Annotated in this window: 12 protein-coding genes and 1 pseudogene; 10 read left to right on the forward strand and 3 right to left on the reverse strand. The window is 71.8% G+C overall.

The window, feature by feature from the left end:
- Positions 1–216: 216 nt before the first annotated feature.
- The 4 genes from ACFY93_RS30740 to serA all read left to right on the forward strand — a co-directional run bounded on the left by ACFY93_RS30740 (position 217) and on the right by serA (position 5,621).
- A complete protein-coding gene (locus ACFY93_RS30740) occupies positions 217–2,070 on the forward strand; it encodes an acetolactate synthase large subunit (RefSeq protein WP_391365066.1) in 1,854 nt (617 codons plus the stop codon).
- A gap of 20 nt (positions 2,071–2,090) precedes the next feature.
- Positions 2,091–2,618 carry an acetolactate synthase small subunit gene (gene ilvN / locus ACFY93_RS30745; RefSeq protein ID WP_391365068.1) on the forward strand — a complete coding sequence of 176 codons (528 nt, stop codon included), beginning with the start codon at positions 2,091–2,093 and terminating at the stop codon, positions 2,616–2,618.
- Between the two features lie 161 nt (positions 2,619–2,779).
- A complete protein-coding gene (gene ilvC / locus ACFY93_RS30750) occupies positions 2,780–3,778 on the forward strand; it encodes a ketol-acid reductoisomerase (RefSeq protein ID WP_391365070.1) in 999 nt (332 codons plus the stop codon).
- Positions 3,779–4,031: 253 nt separating this feature from the next.
- Positions 4,032–5,621, forward strand: a complete 1,590-nt coding sequence (gene serA / locus ACFY93_RS30755; protein ID WP_391365072.1) for a phosphoglycerate dehydrogenase — start codon at positions 4,032–4,034, stop codon at positions 5,619–5,621.
- A gap of 177 nt (positions 5,622–5,798) precedes the next feature.
- Here serA and ACFY93_RS30760 read toward each other — a convergent pair whose 3' ends face one another.
- The 3 genes from ACFY93_RS30760 to ACFY93_RS30770 all read right to left on the reverse strand — a co-directional run bounded on the left by ACFY93_RS30760 (position 5,799) and on the right by ACFY93_RS30770 (position 11,916).
- Positions 5,799–8,795: an AAA family ATPase gene (locus tag ACFY93_RS30760; RefSeq protein WP_391365074.1), complete on the reverse strand. Its 2,997-nt coding sequence runs from the start codon at positions 8,793–8,795 to the stop codon at positions 5,799–5,801.
- A gap of 110 nt (positions 8,796–8,905) precedes the next feature.
- On the reverse strand, positions 8,906–10,489 hold the full coding sequence (locus ACFY93_RS30765; RefSeq protein ID WP_391365076.1) for an MFS transporter: 1,584 nt from the start codon (positions 10,487–10,489) through the stop codon (positions 8,906–8,908).
- 137 nt (positions 10,490–10,626) lie between these two features.
- On the reverse strand, positions 10,627–11,916 hold the full coding sequence (locus ACFY93_RS30770) for a helix-turn-helix domain-containing protein (RefSeq protein ID WP_391365078.1): 1,290 nt from the start codon (positions 11,914–11,916) through the stop codon (positions 10,627–10,629).
- A 154-nt stretch (positions 11,917–12,070) separates the two neighbouring features.
- Here ACFY93_RS30770 and ACFY93_RS30775 point away from each other — a divergent pair, with 154 nt between their 5' ends.
- The 6 genes and pseudogenes from ACFY93_RS30775 to ACFY93_RS30800 form a co-directional block, all read left to right on the forward strand.
- Positions 12,071–12,997: a proline dehydrogenase family protein gene (locus tag ACFY93_RS30775; protein WP_391365080.1), complete on the forward strand. Its 927-nt coding sequence runs from the start codon at positions 12,071–12,073 to the stop codon at positions 12,995–12,997.
- 181 nt (positions 12,998–13,178) lie between these two features.
- Positions 13,179–14,819, forward strand: coding sequence for an L-glutamate gamma-semialdehyde dehydrogenase (gene pruA / locus ACFY93_RS30780; protein ID WP_391365082.1), 1,641 nt, complete (start codon positions 13,179–13,181; stop codon positions 14,817–14,819).
- A gap of 342 nt (positions 14,820–15,161) precedes the next feature.
- Entirely contained in the window at positions 15,162–15,290 is a 129-nt protein-coding gene (locus tag ACFY93_RS30785; protein WP_391365084.1) for a hypothetical protein, read from the forward strand.
- A 91-nt stretch (positions 15,291–15,381) separates the two neighbouring features.
- Positions 15,382–16,425 (forward strand): 3-isopropylmalate dehydrogenase, encoded by a 1,044-nt coding sequence (locus ACFY93_RS30790; RefSeq protein WP_391365086.1) that lies wholly within the window; start codon positions 15,382–15,384, stop codon positions 16,423–16,425.
- 273 nt (positions 16,426–16,698) lie between these two features.
- Complete coding sequence (locus ACFY93_RS30795; RefSeq protein ID WP_391365088.1) at positions 16,699–17,790, forward strand: branched-chain amino acid aminotransferase; 1,092 nt, start codon at positions 16,699–16,701, stop codon at positions 17,788–17,790.
- A gap of 330 nt (positions 17,791–18,120) precedes the next feature.
- A pseudogene (locus tag ACFY93_RS30800) lies at positions 18,121–18,821 on the forward strand (citramalate synthase); the annotation flags it as partial.

The following is an 18,821-nucleotide window of genomic DNA, read 5'->3' on the forward strand; positions in this document are numbered from 1 at the left end:
TGTGCCGGGGAGAGGGTCAATGCCATGCGCACCCGAATTCTCGTACTTGGAAAGCGCGTCGGCTGAGCTGGGACTGACCGGAATGGCACCGGAATCCCAGCTGTCGCACCCGACGCGCTCCCCTCGCCTGCCTCACGGCACGAGGGGTTTTTTGTTGCACAGGCACCCGTCGTACACCGCACAAACCTCGCAAAAACCCTCAGCATCGAGAAGAGAATGCCGATGACCGAGCAGGCCACCGGGGCCCACCATCCGCAGCCGCGGCCCCGTTCAGGAGGACACCAGTCCGCTCCCGAGTACGTCACGGGTGCGCAGGCCCTCATCCGTTCTCTCGAGGAGGTCGGGGCCGACACGGTATTCGGCATTCCAGGCGGCTGCATCCTCCCCGCGTACGACCCGCTGATGGACTCCACCCGGGTGCGTCACGTCCTGGTCCGCCACGAGCAGGGCGCCGGTCACGCCGCCGAGGGCTACGCGCAGGCCACCGGCAAGGTCGGTGTCTGCATGGCGACCAGCGGCCCCGGCGCCACCAACCTGGTCACGCCGCTCGCCAACGCGCACCTGGACTCCGTGCCCATGGTCGCCATCACCGGCCAGGTCGCCTCCAAGGCCATCGGGACGGACGCCTTCCAGGAGGCGGACATCGTCGGCATCAGCATGCCGATCACCAAGCACAACTTCCTGGTCACCAAGGCCGACGACATCGCGCGAGTGATCGCGCAGGCGTTCCACATCGCCTCCACCGGCCGCCCCGGACCGGTCCTGGTCGACATCGCCAAGGACGCCCTGCAGGCGAGGACCACGTTCTCGTGGCCGCCGGTCATGGACCTGCCCGGCTACCGCCCGGTGACCAAGCCGCACGCCAAGCAGATCCGCGAGGCCGCCAAGCTGATCACCTCGGCCAGGCGGCCCGTGCTCTACGTCGGCGGCGGCGTCCTCAAGGCCGGAGCCACCGCCGAGCTGAAGGTCCTCGCCGAACTCACCGGGGCGCCCGTCACCACCACCCTGATGGCGCTCGGCGCGTTCCCCGACAGCCACGAGCTGCACGTGGGAATGCCGGGCATGCACGGTGCGGTCACCGCCGTCACCGCGCTGCAGAAGGCCGACCTGATCGTCGCCCTCGGAGCCCGCTTCGACGACCGCGTCACCGGCAAGCTGGACAGCTTCGCCCCGTACGCCAAGATCGTCCACGCCGACATCGACCCGGCCGAGATCGGCAAGAACCGCGCCGCCGACGTGCCGATCGTCGGAGACGCCCGCGAGGTCATCGCCGACCTGGTCCAGGCCGTGCAGCGCGAGCACGCCGACGGCCACGCCGGCGACTACAGCGCCTGGTGGAAGGACCTCAACCGCTGGCGCGAGACGTACCCGCTCGGCTACGACCAGCCCGAGGACGGCTCGCTCTCCCCGCAGCACGTCATCGAGCGGATCGGCCGGCTCGCCCCCGAGGGCACGATCTTCACGGCGGGCGTCGGCCAGCACCAGATGTGGGCCGCGCACTTCGTCGAGTACGAGAAGCCCGCCACCTGGATCAACTCCGGCGGCGCCGGGACGATGGGGTACGCGGTCCCCGCCGCGATGGGCGCCAAGGCGGCCCGGCCCGACCGCACGGTCTGGGCGATCGACGGCGACGGCTGCTTCCAGATGACCAATCAGGAACTCGCCACCTGTGCCCTGAACAACATCCCGATCAAGGTCGCCGTCATCAACAACGGCGCCCTCGGGATGGTCCGCCAGTGGCAGACCCTCTTCTACAACCAGCGGTACTCCAACACCGTGCTCCACAGCGGCCCGGACGACGTCACCCCGGAGGTCAGGGGCACCCGCGTCCCCGACTTCGTGAAGCTGTCGGAGGCCATGGGCTGCTACGCCATCCGCTGCGAGCGCCCCGAGGACCTCGACAAGGTGATCGAGGAGGCGAACTCCATCAACGACCGGCCCGTCGTCGTCGACTTCATCGTCCACGAGGACGCCATGGTCTGGCCGATGGTCGCCGCCGGCACCTCGAACGACGAAATCATGGCCGCCCGGGACGTCCGCCCCGACTTCGGCGACAACGAAGACGACTGAGAGAGAGCCGAGTCAGAACCATGAGCAAGCACACCCTCTCCGTCCTCGTCGAGAACAAGCCCGGCATCCTCGCCCGGATCGCGGCCCTGTTCTCCCGGCGCGGCTTCAACATCGACTCGCTCGCCGTGGGCGTCACGGAGCACCCCGAGATCTCCCGCATCACCATCGTGGTGAACGTGATCGAGGCGCTGCCGCTGGAACAGGTCACCAAGCAGCTCAACAAGCTCGTCAACGTCCTGAAGATCGTCGAACTCGAACCGGGTTCGACCGTCCAGCGCCAACTCGTTCTGGTGAAGGTGCGCGCCGACAACGAGACGCGCTCCCAGATCGTCGAGATCGTCCAGCTGTTCCGCGCCAAGACGGTCGACGTCTCCCCGGAGGCCGTCACCATCGAGGCCACCGGCGGCAGCGACAAGCTGGAGGCCATGCTCAAGATGCTGGAGCCCTTCGGCATCAAGGAGCTCGTCCAGTCCGGCACGATCGCCATCGGCCGCGGCGCCCGCTCGATCACCGACCGGTCGCTGCGCGCACTCGACCGGTCCGCGTAACGGTCGCGACAGGCACCGAAGCAGTCCTCGAACGGCTGTATACGGGCGGTCGGTGACACCCGGCCGCCCGCGCCCCGCCCGTATACCGAGACCCCAGACCCTCCCTTCCCCCTCCCGCCGTACGGTGGGACGCAACACCTGCACACCAAGGAGATATCCCAGTGGCCGAGCTGTTCTACGACGACGACGCAGACCTGTCCATCATCCAGGGCCGCAAGGTCGCGGTCATCGGCTACGGCAGCCAGGGCCACGCCCACGCGCTGTCGCTGCGCGACTCGGGTGTCGACGTCCGCGTCGGTCTGCACGAGGGCTCCAAGTCCAAGGCGAAGGCCGAGGAGCAGGGCCTGCGCGTGGTGACGCCGTCGGAGGCCGCCGCCGAGGCCGACGTCATCATGATCCTCGTGCCGGACCCGATCCAGGCGCAGGTCTTCGAGGAGTCCATCAAGGACAACCTCGAGGACGGCGACGCGCTGTTCTTCGGCCACGGCCTGAACATCCGCTTCGGCTTCATCAAGCCCCCGGCCGGCGTCGACGTCTGCATGGTCGCCCCCAAGGGCCCGGGCCACCTGGTGCGCCGTCAGTACGAGGAGGGCCGCGGCGTCCCGTGCATCGCCGCCGTCGAGCAGGACGCCACCGGCAACGGCTTCGAGCTCGCCCTCTCCTACGCCAAGGGCATCGGCGGCACCCGCGCCGGCGTCATCAAGACGACCTTCACCGAGGAGACCGAGACCGACCTGTTCGGTGAGCAGGCGGTCCTGTGCGGTGGTACGGCCGCGCTGGTCAAGGCGGGCTTCGAGACGCTGACCGAGGCGGGCTACCAGCCGGAGATCGCCTACTTCGAGTGCCTCCACGAGCTGAAGCTCATCGTCGACCTCATGTACGAGGGCGGCCTGGAGAAGATGCGCTGGTCCGTCTCCGAGACCGCCGAGTGGGGCGACTACGTCACCGGCCCGCGGATCATCACCGACGCCACCAAGGCCGAGATGAAGAAGGTCCTCGCCGAGATCCAGGACGGCACGTTCGCCAAGAACTGGATGGACGAGTACCACTCGGGTCTCAAGAAGTACAACGAGTACAAGACCCAGGACGAGAACCACCTCCTGGAGACCACCGGCAAGGAGCTGCGCAAGCTCATGAGCTGGGTGAACGACGAGGCGTAGAACTCGTGCGTGACGGGGGCCGCGGCACCGCGCCGCGGCCCCCTCGCCGAGCCGGAGGCAACCGCCCGCCCGTCCCGTCCGGCCACGGACGGGTGATCCTTCCGCCCAGGCGCAGGACGACCTCCCCGGCGCCACTACACTGCACACCAAACGCGTCAGGGCCCACAGCGTCGTGCGTCTTCCACGCGGCTAGCAACCTCCACCGCCTGCGGCCGTCGGGACGGCCGTCCGCATTGGACCTGTGAGGACTCACGTGAGCTCGAAACCTGTCGTACTCATCGCTGAAGAGCTGTCGCCCGCGACCGTCGACGCCCTGGGCCCGGACTTCGAGATCCGGCACTGCAACGGCGCGGACCGCGCCGAACTGCTGCCGGCCATCGCCGGAGTCGACGCCATCCTGATCCGCTCGGCCACCAAGGTGGACGCCGAGGCGATCGCCGCCGCGAACAAGCTGAAGGTCGTCGCCCGGGCCGGCGTCGGCCTCGACAACGTGGACGTCTCCGCCGCCACCAAGGCCGGCGTGATGGTCGTCAACGCCCCCACGTCGAACATCGTGACCGCCGCCGAGCTGGCCTGCGGTCTCCTGCTGGCCACCGCGCGCAACATCCCGCAGGCCAACTCCGCCCTGAAGAACAGCGAGTGGAAGCGCTCCAAGTACACGGGCGTCGAGCTGGCCGAGAAGACCCTCGGCGTCGTCGGCCTCGGCCGCATCGGCGCGCTGGTGGCCCAGCGCATGTCGGCGTTCGGCATGAAGGTCGTCGCCTACGACCCCTACGTCCAGCCCGCCCGCGCCGCGCAGATGGGCGTCAAGGTCCTTTCGCTGGACGAGCTGCTCGAGGTCTCCGACTTCATCACCGTGCACCTGCCGAAGACCCCGGAGACCCTCGGTCTCATCGGCGACGAGGCGCTGCACAAGGTCAAGCCGGCGGTGCGCATCGTGAACGCCGCGCGCGGCGGGATCGTCGACGAGGAGGCGCTGTACTCGGCGCTCAAGGAGGGCCGCGTCGCCGGCGCCGGCCTCGACGTGTACGCGAAGGAGCCCTGCACGGACTCCCCGCTCTTCGAGCTCGACCAGGTCGTCTGCACCCCGCACCTCGGCGCCTCCACCGACGAGGCCCAGGAGAAGGCCGGTATCGCCGTCGCCCGCTCGGTGCGCCTCGCGCTCGCCGGTGAGCTCGTCCCCGACGCGGTGAACGTCCAGGGCGGCGTCATCGCCGAGGACGTCAAGCCGGGTCTGCCGCTCGCCGAGAAGCTCGGCCGCATCTTCACCGCCCTCGCGGGCGAGGTCGCGGTCCGGCTCGACGTCGAGGTGTACGGCGAGATCACCCAGCACGACGTCAAGGTGCTCGAACTGTCCGCGCTCAAGGGTGTGTTCGAGGACGTCGTCGACGAGACCGTGTCGTACGTCAACGCCCCGCTGTTCGCGCAGGAGCGCGGCGTCGAGGTGCGGCTGACGACCAGCTCGGAGTCCCCGGACCACCGCAACGTCGTCACCGTCCGCGGCACGCTCGGCACCGGCGAGGAGGTGTCGGTCTCCGGCACGCTGGCCGGCCCGAAGCACCACCAGAAGATCGTCGCCGTCGGCGAGTACGACGTGGACCTGGCGCTCGCCGACCACATGGCCGTCCTGCGCTACGAGGACCGTCCCGGTGTCGTCGGCACGGTCGGCCGTGTCTTCGGCGAGGCGGGCATCAACATCGCGGGGATGCAGGTCGCGCGTGCGGATGTCGGCGGAGAGGCGCTGGCGGTGCTGACGGTGGACGACACGGTGCCGCAGAGTGTGCTGACGGAGGTCGCCGCGGAGATCGGGGCGACGTCGGCGCGGTCGGTCAACCTGGTCTGACGGCTCTTCGCCGCCCCGGGGGCTTCTTCGCCCCCGGGGCGGTTGTGCGTCAGCGGGGCGGTCCGGTGCGCCTGCGGCGGGCTTTCGCCCCCTCCGCCCCTTCCCGTCCCGTTCCCGGGGCTCCGCCCCGGGCCCCGCTCCTCGAACGCCGGAGCGGCTGAAACCCCTCAGAACTGGCTAGATCAAACCCTTGCGGTAGGCGATCGACACCGCCTCCGTGCGGCCCGTGGCGTGGAGTTTGGCCAGGATGTTCGAGACGTGGACGCTGGCCGTCTTGCCCGTGATGAACAGTTCCTCGCCGATCTGGCGGTTGCTGCGGCCCAGGGCCAGCAGGCGCAGGACGTCGCTCTCCCGGGCGGTCAGTACGGCGGCGGTCCGGTCGCCGTCCGAGGACGGCGGGGCGAGGCGGCCCCGGCGGACCAGCGCGTCCACGTCGTCCCGCAGGGGCACCGCGCCCAGTGACGCCGCCGTCTCACGGGCCGCGCGGGCGTGTCCGGCGGCCTCCTCCCGGCGGCCACCGGCCAGCAGCGCCTCCGCGAGCCGTCGCTCGCAGCGCGCCCTCTCGTACGGGTCGCCGTAGGCGAACGCGGCGAGGGCCTTCTCCCAGGCCGCGACGGCGTCCCCGTCCGCCGTAGCCCGCAGCCACTCCGCCTCGGCCCTGGCCAGCCACGCCTGCCCCTCCGGTCCCTGCGGGGCGCCGTCGGTGCCCCGGGCCGCCGAGGTCCGGGCCACCTCCACCAGTTCGGCCGCGGCCGTGGTCCAGCGGCCGGCGGCCGCCCCGTCGCCTGCCGCGCGGGCCTCCACGGCGGCGTCGGCGACCGCCGCGAGCGCGAGTGCGGCGAGCCGGACCGCCGCGTCGGGCGTGTCCCCCGAGGTCTCGGTGAGCGCCGCGAGGCTTTCCCGGAACTGCGTCACGGCGGCCTGCGGATCGTGGGCCAGCGCCGCCGCGTCCGTGAGGACGACGCCCGCGACGAGCGAGGACATCCAGTCGAACGGGCCGCCCAGGAGGGCGCGGGCACGCTCGGCGGCGCCCCGCTCGCCTCGTGCCAGGGCCACGTACAGGGCGGGCCCGGTCGCGAACGCGCCCGCGGCGGGCAGCTGGGCGGCCTCGGCGGCGGCCCGCGCGCACGCGTCCCAGCGGCCCAGGGTGTACAGGACGAGGGACTGGAGGTAGCGCATCTCCAGCGCGTACGGCGCGGCCAGGAGCCCGGCCCGGCCCGCGCGGTCCAGGCCGTCGGAGAGCCAGGTCAGGCACTCGTCGAGGGTGCCGGACTCGAAGCAGCCGATGGCGAGGTTGAACAGGGCGCGCATCTCCACGGTGGCGTTCCCGGAGCGGCGGGCCAGCTCGCGGGCCTCCCGCAGCCGTTCCCGCCCGGCGGGGGTGCGCCGGTTGTCCCGGTCGAGTCCGGTCAGGGAGACCGTCAGATCCGCCTGCGCGTCGGTGAGCCGCAGCTCCCGGGCCATGCGCAGCGCCCGTCCGGCGACGTCCCGCGCGATGTCGTTCTCGCCGACGTGCCGGGCCGCCATGACGTGGGTGGCGGCGGCCCACACCCACGTGGGCGACGCGGGGGAGGCGGGGATCAGGCCGAGCGCCTCACTGCTGTAGCCGAAGGCGGCTTTCAGGCTGTCGACCCGTATGAGGTTGTCGGCGAGCGTGTAGCGGACGCGGGCGGCCAGCTCGGAATCGACGTCGGTGCCGGCGGTGGCGAGTGCGGAGCGGGTGAGGGAGACCGCCCGGTGGGACTCCCCGGCGTGCACGGCCGCCGCCGAGGCGCGCAGGGTGAGGGTGACCGGGTCGAGGCCCGCCCCGGACGGCCGGCCGGCGGGGGCGACTCCCGGCCACAGCTCCAGGACGGCTTCCAGGTGGTGCAGTTCCTCGGCGGGGGCGCCGACGCGCGCGGCGTGGTCGGCGGCTTCGAGGGAGGCGGCCAGGGCGTCCGCCAGGTCGTGGCTCTCCCGTGAGTGGTGGGCGCGTTCCGCCGCGCTCCCGGCGCGGCCCCGCCGGGCGAGGACCCGTGCGAACAGGCCGTGCAGCCGCACGCGTTCGCCGGGGAGCAGGTCGGAGTAGACCGCCTCGCGGGTGAGGGCGTGCCGGAAGGAGTACGTGGTGTCGTCGCCGGGGACGAGGAGGCTGCGGCCGACGGCCTCGCGCAGCGCCGACTCCAGCTCGTTCTCGCCGAGTTCGACGGCCTCGCGCAGCAGTTCGTGCTCGACGCTGCGGCCGGCGACGGCCGCGGTCCGCAGCACCTGCTGGGCGGTGTCGGACAGTTGCTCGATCCGGATCAGCAGCAGGTCGGCCAGGCCGCTGGGCAGGGTGTCGGCGAGCGCGTGCCCGGCGTCGGGGCCGCAGGCGCCGGGCAGGGCGTCCGCGGTGGCGGCGAGGAGTTCCTCGGCGTAGAAGGCGTTTCCCTCGGCGCGCTCGACGATCCGGTGGACGGTGGCGTCGGGCAGCGGTTCGGCGCGGCCCGTGCGCAGCCCGCGGACCAGCCGGGCGACCTCGGCGTCGGGCAGCGGCCGCAGTTCGAGGCGGTCCACCGAGGGCAGCCGGATCAGCTCGGCCAGCAGGGGCCGCAGGGGATGGCGGCGGTGCAGGTCGTCGGCACGGTACGAGGCGAAGACCGCCAGCCGCCGGGCGGGGGCGCCGCCCGCCGGCCGCTGCAGGATGCCGCGGCTGAGCAGGAAGCGCAGCAGGTCGCGGGAGGACTGGTCCGCCCAGTGCAGGTCCTCCAGGACGAGCAGCAGGGGAGTGACGTCCGAGGCGTCGGCGAGCAGTTGGGCCATGTCCTCGAAGAGCCGCAGCCGGCCGCCCGCGTCCGCGACCCCGCCGGTGTCACCGACGGCCCTGCCGCCGAGCAGGCGGTCGGCGACCGGGTGGGCCTCGAGGGCGGCGGCGAACCGCTCGTCGGCGGCGAGCAGGCCGAGGATCTCGGTGAACGGCAGATAGGGAAGGCCGACGTCGCCGAGATCCACGCAGTGGCCCGTCAGGACGGTCATGCCCGTGTCCGTCGCGTGGGAGGCGGCCTCCGTGAGCGCCCGCGTCTTGCCGACGCCCGCGTCCCCGGTGACCAGCAGGGCGCGCGGCTCGCCGTCCCGGGCGCGGTCCAGCACTCCTGTGAGCCGGGTGAGTTCGTCGTCCCGGCCGATGAACGGCGTCCCGAAGGCGGTGTGCTGCACGGCTCCATCCTGGCACGCCGCCACCGGCGGGCACGGGCTCGTCCGGGGCCCCGGCCCGCGGGCCGGGGAGGTTCTGGACGAGCCCGTGCCCGGTGTCCGGCCCGCGGGTCTCAGACCAGCGCCTTCTCGGACGCCGGGCTCTGAGCGCGCGCCGCTCCGGTCTCCGTCTCCTCGTCCGGTGCCTGCCTCACCGTCACGCCGCGCAGGGCCGCCGTCGCCAGCACCGCCGCGCCGATCAGGAGGGCGCCTCCGGCGACGGCCGCCGTCTGCATCCCGTCGGTGAAGGCGTCCCGGGCGGCCGCCGTCAGGGCGTCGCCTGCCCGGCCGGGCAGGTCCCGGGCCACGGCCAGGGCGCTGCCCAGCGTCTCGTGCGCGGCCGAGGGAGCCCCGGCCGGGACGCCGTGGCGGTAGACGGCCGTGCCGATGGAGCCGAGGACCGCCATGCCGAGGGCGCCGCCGAACTCCGAGCCGGTCTCCAGCAGCGAGGACGCGGCGCCCGCGTCGCCCACCGGAACGGTGCTCAGCGCCAGGTCCACCATCTGGGACATGACGGTGACGATCCCGGAGGCGAGGACACCCGCGCCGGCGAGCACCAGCCACAGGGAGTCCGTACCGGCGAGGGCGAGCATCCCGTAGCCGCAGGCGGCGACGGCGAAGCCGCCGGCGACGACGTGCGCGCGGTGCACGCCCTTCTCGACGAGCCGGCCCGAGACGGGAGCCGCGACGCCGATGAGCACCGAGGGGAGCAGCGACCACAGGGCGGCCTCCATCGAGCTCTTGCCGAGCACCGACTGGAGGTACTGCGTGGTGAAGTACGCCGATCCCATCAGGCCGAAGGCGGCGACGAGGTTCAAGGCGACGGCGGCGGCGAAGCCGCGGCCCCGGAACAGCGCGGGGGAGATGAGCGGCGACTCGGCGGTGCGCTGGCGCCGCACGAAGAGGGCAGCGAACACCAGACCGACGACGATCGAGGCGCCGTACTCGGGCTTCCAGCCCTCGGAGGGGATCTCCTTCACCCCGTAGACGACGGGCAGTACGGCGGCCATCGACAGCGGCACGCTGATGAGGTCGAAGCGGCCCGGCGCGGGGTTCCGGGACTCCGGCAGCAGGACGGGGCCCAGGACGAGCAGCAGCACCATCGCGGGCAGGTTGACCAGGAAGACCGAGCCCCACCAGAAGTACTGGACGAGCACGCCGCTCATCACCGAGCCCAAGGCCACGCCGCCGGTCGTCACGCCGGACCAGATGCCGATCGCCCTGGCCCGCTGGCCGGGGTCCGTGAACATCGTGCGGATGATCGCGAGCGTGGACGGCATCAGGGTCGCGCCGCCGATGCCGAGGACCGCGCGGGCGGCGATCAGGGTCTGCGCGCTGTCGGCGTACGCGGCGACCACCGACGCCGTGCCGAAGGCGGCGGCACCGATCAGCAGCAGCCTGCGGCGTCCGACACGGTCGCCGAGCGAGCCCATCGTCATCAGCAGCCCGGCGAGCACGAACGCGTAGATGTCGAAGATCCACAGCTGCTGGGTGCCGCTCGGCTCCAGGTCCGCGCTGATGGAGGGGATCGCGAAGTAGAGGACGGAGACGTCCATCGAGACCAGGAGCAGCGGAAGCATCAGAACGGCGAGCGCCGTCCATTCGCGGCGTCCGGCGAGAGCGCCGACGGCGGCCGTCGGGTGGGTCGGGTTCGTCATGACAGCGACTGTACGCACGTATTAAACGTGTGTCTAGTACGGACGAACGTATGAGTCACTTGTCTTGTACGGGCGTCTAGCCGGGCGGCGGCGACGGCGGGTCGCGGCGGGACATGCCCCCGGACGCCGGCGTCGCCTCAGAGGCGCGACCCCTTCAGCGCCATGTGCAGCAGCAGCCGGTCCTCGCCGTCGTCCAGGTCGAGGCCCGTGAGCTGCTCCACCCGGGACAGGCGGTAGTACAGCGTCTGGCGGTGGATGCCCAGCTCCGCCGCCGTGCGCCCGGCCTGGCCCGCGCGGTCGAGGAACACCTCGGCGGTGCGGGCCAGTTCACGGTGCGCAGGAGCCAGCAGGGTGCGGACGGCGGGGTCCTGGGCGACGTCCGGGGGCAGCGCGGTCAGCAGCCGGAACGGCCCGATCGCACCCCACTCCGCTACCGGACCGAGGCGCGGCTCGGCCAGTACCGCGCGGGCGGCGGCGGACGCCTCCTGCCAGGCCGCGCCCAGCTCGGCGAGCCCGCCCCGGATGCCGGCGACCCCGGCACCGGACCCCGCCCCCGCCCCCGCGCCCACGGCCCCGCCGCCCGCCGCCCCCGCGCCCGCCGCCCCCTGTGCCTCGCGCAGCAGCCGCGCCGCGGCCGTCAGGGCCGGCGTCAGGACGTCCGCCGAGCGCAGCCGCACCAGCAGGGCGAGACTGTGGCCCGTCGCGCCCCACGGCACCGTGCACAGCGCGGTCGCGCCCGGCAGGGTCCGGACCGAGGGGGCGTCGTCCGGGTCGGCCGACGGCCAGGGCGTCACGCAGACCAGCGTGTGCAGGCCCTCCCCGCGGGCGCCGAGAGCCGAGCGCAGCTCCGCCACCGCCATGTCCTGCTGCCAGCCCCGCTCCGCGGTGAGCACCGCGCGCAGTTCGCGGCTCAGATCCGCGCCCGCCTGCGCCTCGTCCGCGAGCAGCGCGCCGATGCGGGCGGCGACCTCCATGGCCGCGTCCAGCTGCTGTCCGGTGGGCCCCGGCTCGTCCTCCAGCAGCCAGACGTACCCGAGCACCACGCCCCGATGGCGCACCGGCAGGCAGACGCGTCCCCGGTGCACGCCGGCCTCCGGTGTGCGCGGGATGCGCACCGGACCGGTCGCCCGGGCGATACCGAAGCCCTCGAACCAGGTGCGGACCGCCGACGTGGAGCGCCGCGTCAGGATCGACCGGGTGCGCACGGGGTCGAGGGAGGCCTCGTCCAGCTCGCTGTCGCTGTCGTACGCGCCGAACGCGATCAGCTCGAAGTCCCGGTTCTCCAGGGTGGCGGGCGCGCCCAGCAGCGACGAAATCTCGTCCACCAGCTCCTGGTACTCGCTCCGGCCCGCCCGGCCCGTCGTTCCCGCCTTGAAATCACCCGTCACAGGGGCATTCTCTCCCAATTCCCGAGCACCCTCATACATATGTCTGAGATCCAGTCCACGGATGCGTGACAGCTGTCGATGGCCCAGGATCGGAGGCATCCCTAGGTTTCACGGTGGTTCCCCGTGCCGTACCCGGCCGGCCGTCCGACGGCCCCGGCTCCGCGGCCGTCCGTACTTTCCGTGGAGGTGCCCCGTGCTGGGTCCCGTGATTCTCGCCGCGTCGCGCAGTGACAGAATGCGCCGCTTCGTGTCGGCGGCCCCCGGCACGAAACAGGTGGTCGCCCGTTTCATCGCGGGGGAGACCGTCGACCAGGTCGTCGAGATCGTCCGGGACGCCGCCGCCAAGGGACTCGAGGTCACCCTCGACGTCGTCGGCGAGGACATCACCACGCCCGAGCAGTCCTACGCCGCCCGGGACGCCTACCTGGAGCTGATCGAGCACCTCAAGGACCTGGAGCTCGGGGACAAGGCCGAGATGTCGGTCAAGCTGTCGCTGTTCGGGCAGGCCCTGGAGCGCGGCCACGAACTGGCGCTCGCCAACGTCCGCCCGGTCGTCGAGGCGGCGGCCGCCATCGGCACCACGGTCACGCTGGACGCGGAGGACCACACCACCCTGGACTCCATGTTCGCCATCCACGAGGAGCTGCGGAAGGACTTCCCGGGGACCGGCTGCGTGATCCAGGCGTACCTCTTCCGCACGGAGAAGGACGCCCGTCGCCTCGCCGGGAACGGCAGCCGCGTGCGGCTCGTCAAGGGTGCCTACAAGGAGCCCGCCTCCGTCGCCCACCAGGACAAGGCCGAGATCGACAAGGCGTACGTCCGTGTCCTGCGCGTCCTGATGGAGGGCGAGGGCTACCCGATGATCGGGTCGCACGACCCGCGCCTCATCTCCATCGCGCAGGAGCTGGCCCGGCGCGCGGGAAGGAAACTGGACGAATACGAGTTCCAGATGCTGTACGGCATCCGCGGCGAGGAGCACCTGCGGCTCGCCGCCGAGGGCCACCGCATGCGTGTCTACACCGCGTACGGCACCGACTGGTACGGCTACTTCATGAGGCGCCTCGCGGAGAAGCCGGCGAACCTGCGCTTCTTCGCCCGCAGCATCCTCACCAGGGGCTGAGACATGACGATCACCGAAGCTCGCTCCTGCCGGGGGTCCGGGGGTTGCCCCCCGGGCAGGCACAGTATGAGGCGCCTCGCGGAGAAGCCGGCGAACCTGCGCTTCTTCGCCCGCAGCATCCTCACCAAGGGCTGAGCCCGCACCCGCTCGCAAGACCGCTCAGTAAGGAGTAACGGAACTCATGGACGCTGTGACCCAGGTCCCCACCCCCGTCAACGAGCCGGTGCACGGCTACGCCCCCGGCTCGCCGGAGCGTGCCCGTCTGGAGGTCAAGCTCAAGGAGCTGGCCGAGAACCCCATCGAGCTGACGATGACCATCGGCGGCGAGAAGCGGCTCGGCGGCGGCCCGCGCTTCGAGGTCGTGCAGCCGCACAACCACAAGGCCGTCATCGGCACCGGCGCGCACGCCACCCGGCAGGACGCCCAGGACGCGATCGACGCGGCCCTGGCCGCCGCTCCGGCCTGGCGCGCGATGTCCTTCGACGACCGCGCGGCGATCATCCTGCGCGCCGCCGAGCTGCTGTCCGGCCCCTGGCGCGAGACCCTAGCGGCCTCCACCATGCTCGGCCAGTCGAAGACGGCCCAGCAGGCCGAGATCGACTGCCCCTGCGAGCTCGTCGACTTCTGGCGCTTCAACGTCCACTACGCCCGGGGCATCCTGGCCGAGCAGCCGCCGGCCAACTCGCCGGGCGTGTGGAACCGCATGGACCACCGCCCGCTGGAGGGCTTCGTCTACGCGATCACGCCCTTCAACTTCAGCGCGATCGCGGCGAACCTGCCCACCGCCCCCGCCCTCATGGGCAACGTGGTGGTCTGGAAGCCGTCCCCGACCCAGACCCACGCCGCCGTGCTGCTGATGCGGCTGCTGGAGGAGGCCGGGCTGCCCAAGGGCGTCATCAACCTCGTCACCGGCGACGGCATCGAGGTGTCCAAGGTCGCCCTGGAGCACCGCGACCTCGCGGGCATCCACTTCACCGGCTCGACCAGGACCTTCCAGCACCTGTGGAAGACGGTCGGCAACAACATCGAGAAGTACCGCACCTACCCGCGCCTGGTCGGCGAGACCGGCGGCAAGGACTTCCTGGTCGCCCACCCGTCGGCGGACCGCGCGGTGCTGAAGACCGCGCTGACCCGCGGTGCCTTCGAGTACCAGGGCCAGAAGTGCTCGGCCACCTCGCGCGCGTACGTCCCGGCCTCCATCTGGAACTCCGGCTTCAAGGAGGAGTTCGCTGCCGAGGTCGACTACCTGACCATGGGTGACGTCACCGACCTGTCGAACTTCATGGGCGCGGTCATCGACGAGCGCTCGTTCGCCAAGAACAAGGCGGCGATCGACCGGGCCAAGTCCGACCCGGCCTGCGAGATCGTCGCGGGCGGCTCGTACGACGACTCGGTGGGCTACTTCGTGCGCCCGACCGTCGTCGAGTGCTCGGACCCGGAGAACGAGGTCTTCCGCACGGAGTACTTCGGCCCGTTCCTCGCGGTGCACGTGTACGACGACAGCTCGGCCGACGCCTACGACGCGATGCTGACCCAGATGGAGTCCGTCTCGGACTACGCGCTCACCGGCTCGGTCATCTCGAACGACCGGGCGGCCGCCGCGTACACGATGGAGAAGCTGCGCTACGCCGCCGGCAACTTCTACATCAACGACAAGTCGACCGGCGCCGTCGTCGGCCAGCAGCCCTTCGGCGGCGGCCGCGCCTCCGGCACCAACGACAAGGCCGGCGCCCCGCAGAACCTGATGCGCTGGACGCTGACCCGCGCCATCAAGGAGACGCTGGTCCCTCCGACCGACTACACGTACCCGCACATGGGCTGAGCCTCAGCGCTCCGCCCCTGAGGGCCCGGGCCAGGAAGCCGCCGAACAGGGCGGCTGCCTGGCCCGCGTGCGTTTCCCGGGCGAGGTGTCCCCCCGCCGGGAGGCGGGTGGACGGGCTCGCCGTCTCAGATAGTAGGAAGTCCGAGTAATTGTGGAGACAGGGGCGCGCTCCTCGCCTAGCTTTGTAGGAGCCGAACGTCTCGCTCGACCAAGCGAAGGGCGGTCGCGAGCCGGAGCCCGAGGCAGGCAACCCCTGCGGCCCCGCTCCCCGCCCCCTCCGGCCACTCGTATCCCCCGCCGCGCACGCGGCCGCAGCTCCCGGATGCAAGGAGTCGATCCATCATGGCCGAGACGACCACCCGCCGAGTCCGTCACCGTTCCCGCACCAGCGAGTCCGACCGCAAGAACGCGGCCGCGGCCCTCCAGCGCGCCCTCGACCGCAGGGACAACGGCGGCGAGACCGGCCACTGAGCCCGGCGCCGGGCAGCCCCTGGCCCGCGGCGTCGCGTCCGTATGGCGGACAGCGCGTGTCATCCCATGGGACAAGGAGTACGGTGCCGTCATGTCTCGCAGCATCAATCTCGCAGTGATCCCCGGTGACGGCATCGGCCAGGAAGTCGTGGCCCAGGGGCTGAAGGTGCTCTCCGCCGTCCTTCCGCAGGATGTGAAGCTGGAGACCAAGGAGTTCGACTTCGGCGCCCGGCGCTACCACGCCACCGGTGAGACCCTCACCGACGCCGACCTCGACGCCCTGAAGCAGCACGACGCGATCCTGCTCGGCGCGATCGGCGACCCCTCGGTCCCGTCCGGCGTCCTGGAGCGCGGTTTCCTGCTCAAGCTCCGCTTCGCCTTCGACCACCACGTCAACCTGCGTCCCTCGAAGCTCCTCCCGGGTGTCGCCACTCCGCTGGCCGGCCAGCCCGAGATCGACTTCGTCGTGGTCCGCGAGGGCACCGAGGGTCCGTACACCGGCAACGGCGGCACGATCCGCACCGGTACCCCGCACGCGGTCGCCACCGAGGTCTCCCTCAACACCGCCTTCGGCATCGAGCGCGTGGTGCGCGACGCCTACGCCCGTGCCCAGGCCCGCCCCCGCAAGAAGCTGGCGCTCGTCCACAAGAACAACGTGCTCGTGCACGCCGGTCACCTGTGGACGGACATCTTCCACCAGGTGGGCGCGGAGTTCCCCGACGTCACCACCGAGTACATGCACGTCGACGCCGCGACGATCTACCTCGTCACACAGCCCGAGCGCTTCGACGTGATCGTCACCGACAACCTCTTCGGTGACATCATCACCGACCTCGCCGCGGCGATCTCCGGCGGCATCGGTGTCGCCGCCTCCGGCAACATCAACCCCTCGGGCGACTTCCCGTCGATGTTCGAGCCCGTGCACGGCTCGGCGCCCGACATCGCGGGCCAGGGCAAGGCCGACCCGTCGGCCACCGTCCTGTCCGTCGCCCTGCTGCTGCGCCACCTCGGCCACGAGACCGAGGCCGCGCGCATCGAGGACGCCGTCTCCGCCGACCTCGCGGAGCGCGTCGGACAGCCCGCCCGCAGCACCGAGGACATCGGCGACGCGCTCGCCGTACGAGTAGCAGGCTGACCCGCCGCTCACCCAGCCGCCGGGTCGCATCCGCACCCGGCGGCTACTGCTGTGCGCCGCCGGGTGTCACCATCATCCCTGGGCCGTCTTCACGCCGTTTCGGTCCCGCCGGGCCTCCGGGACCCGGGCATGTCCCCCATTCGGCTCCGCTCGCGCGATAATCGAACGCGGAGCCGCGTCATGAGGGAATGCTCGGACGTCCTAGCACTGGCCACGGGCGGTACGGGCGTGAGCGCGGCTCGTCACAACCCAACCGGTGAAGGACACCCACTCATGACGACGCCCACGATCGAGCTCAAGCCCTCCGCCGCCCCGCTCTCCGACGCGGAGCGCGAGGCGATCCTCGCCGACCCCGGGTTCGGCCGCCACTTCACCGACCACATGGTGACCATCCGGTGGACCGAGGGCCGCGGCTGGCACGACGGCCAGCTCGTCCCCTACGGACCGCTCTCCCTCGACCCGGCGAACATGACCCTGCACTACGCGCAGGAGATCTTCGAGGGTCTGAAGGCGTACCGCCAGCCCGACGGCTCCGTCGCCACCTTCCGCCCGGACATGAACGCCCGGCGCTTCCAGGCCTCCGCCCGCCGGCTCGCGATGCCCGAGCTGCCCGTCGAGACGTTCATCGAGGCGTGCGACGCGCTCGTCCAGCAGGACAGGGCGTGGGTGCCCGCGCACGGCGGCGAGGAGTCCCTCTACCTCCGCCCGTTCATGATCGCGGCGGAGGTCGGCCTGGGCGTGAAGCCCGCCAACGAGTACCTGTTCATCGTGATCGCCTGCCCCGCCGGCGCCTACTTCCCCGGCGGTGTGCGACCCGTCTCGATCTGGCTGTCCGAGGACCGGGTGCGCGCCGTCCCCGGCGGCATGGGCGACGCCAAGACCGGCGGCAACTACGCCGCCTCGCTGCTCGCGCAGGCCGAGGCCGCCCGTGAGGGCTGCGACCAGGTCGCCTACCTCGACGCCGTCGAGCACAAGTGGGTCGAGGAACTGGGCGGCATGAACCTGTACTTCGTGTACGGCGACAGGATCGTCACCCCCGGCCTCACCGGCTCCCTGCTGGCGGGCGTCACCCGTGACTCCCTCCTGACGGTCGCCCGCGACCTCGGCTACGAGTCCGAGGAGGGCCGCGTCTCCATCGACCAGTGGCAGCGCGACTCCGAGAACGGCACCCTCACCGAGGTCTTCGCGTGCGGCACCGCCGCCGTCATCACCCCGGTCGGCGTCGTCAAGCGCACCGGCGCCGAGTGGAAGCAGTCGGGCGGCGAGCCCGGCGAGGTCACCCTGAAGCTGCGCGAGGCGCTCCTCGACATCCAGCGCGGCGTCCGCGAGGACGAGCACGGGTGGATGCACCCGCTGGGCGGCTGACACCCGGACACGGGACCGTTCCGGCACCGGGACGGTCCCCGTTCGCATCCTGAGACGGCCATGAGCGTGCGGGCGAGGCTGTGCCAGACTGACACCGTGCTCTCGTTCGCCATGATTATTGGCAGCAGGCGCGCCGGTCCGCAGTGACCGCCACGTACGACCAGGTACGGGCGGACACCGTCGTCCTCGACCCGCGCGCAGACCTCTCGCACCCGCGAGGGGTTTTTCTGTTTCCCGGCCCACCACACGCCGGGAGGGGAGCGCGCGGGACCGAGGATGGTGGAACCGGTCATTCCGGTAGACCGAGATCCCTTACAGGAGCCCATGACCATGACGGACACCAGCGAACTCGACGATTCGTTCCACGTCTTCGACACGACGCTGCGCGACGGCGCGCAGCGTGAGGGCATCAACCTCACGGTCGCGGACAAGCTGGCCATCGCACGGCACCTGGACGACTTCGGCGTGGGCTTCATCGAGGGGGGCTGGCCCGGCGCCAACCCGCGCGACACCGAGTTCTTCGCCCGCGCCCAGCAGGAGATCACCTTCCGGCACGCCCAGCTCGTCGCCTTCGGCTCCACCCGCCGCGCGGGCGCCAAGGCCTCCGAGGACGCCCAGGTCAAGGCGCTCCTCGACTCCGGTGCACCGGTGATCACCCTGGTCGCCAAGTCGCACGACCGGCACGTCGAGCTCGCCCTGCGCACCACCCTCGACGAGAACCTGGAGATGGTCCGCGACACCGTCTCCCACCTCGTCTCCCAGGGCCGCCGGGTCTTCGTCGACTGCGAGCACTTCTTCGACGGCTACCGGGCGAACCCGCTCTACGCGAAGTCCGTCGTCCGGGCCGCCGCCGAGGCCGGCGCCGACGTGGTCGTCCTGTGCGACACCAACGGAGGCATGCTCCCCGCCCAGGTGCAGGCCGTCGTCGCCACCGTGCTCGCGGACACCGGGGCCCGGCTCGGCATCCACGCCCAGGACGACACGGGCTGCGCGGTCGCCAACACCCTCGCCGCCGTCGACGCGGGCGCCAC

The organism is Streptomyces sp. NPDC008313, from assembly GCF_042956125.1.
Lineage (GTDB): Bacteria > Actinomycetota > Actinomycetes > Streptomycetales > Streptomycetaceae > Streptomyces.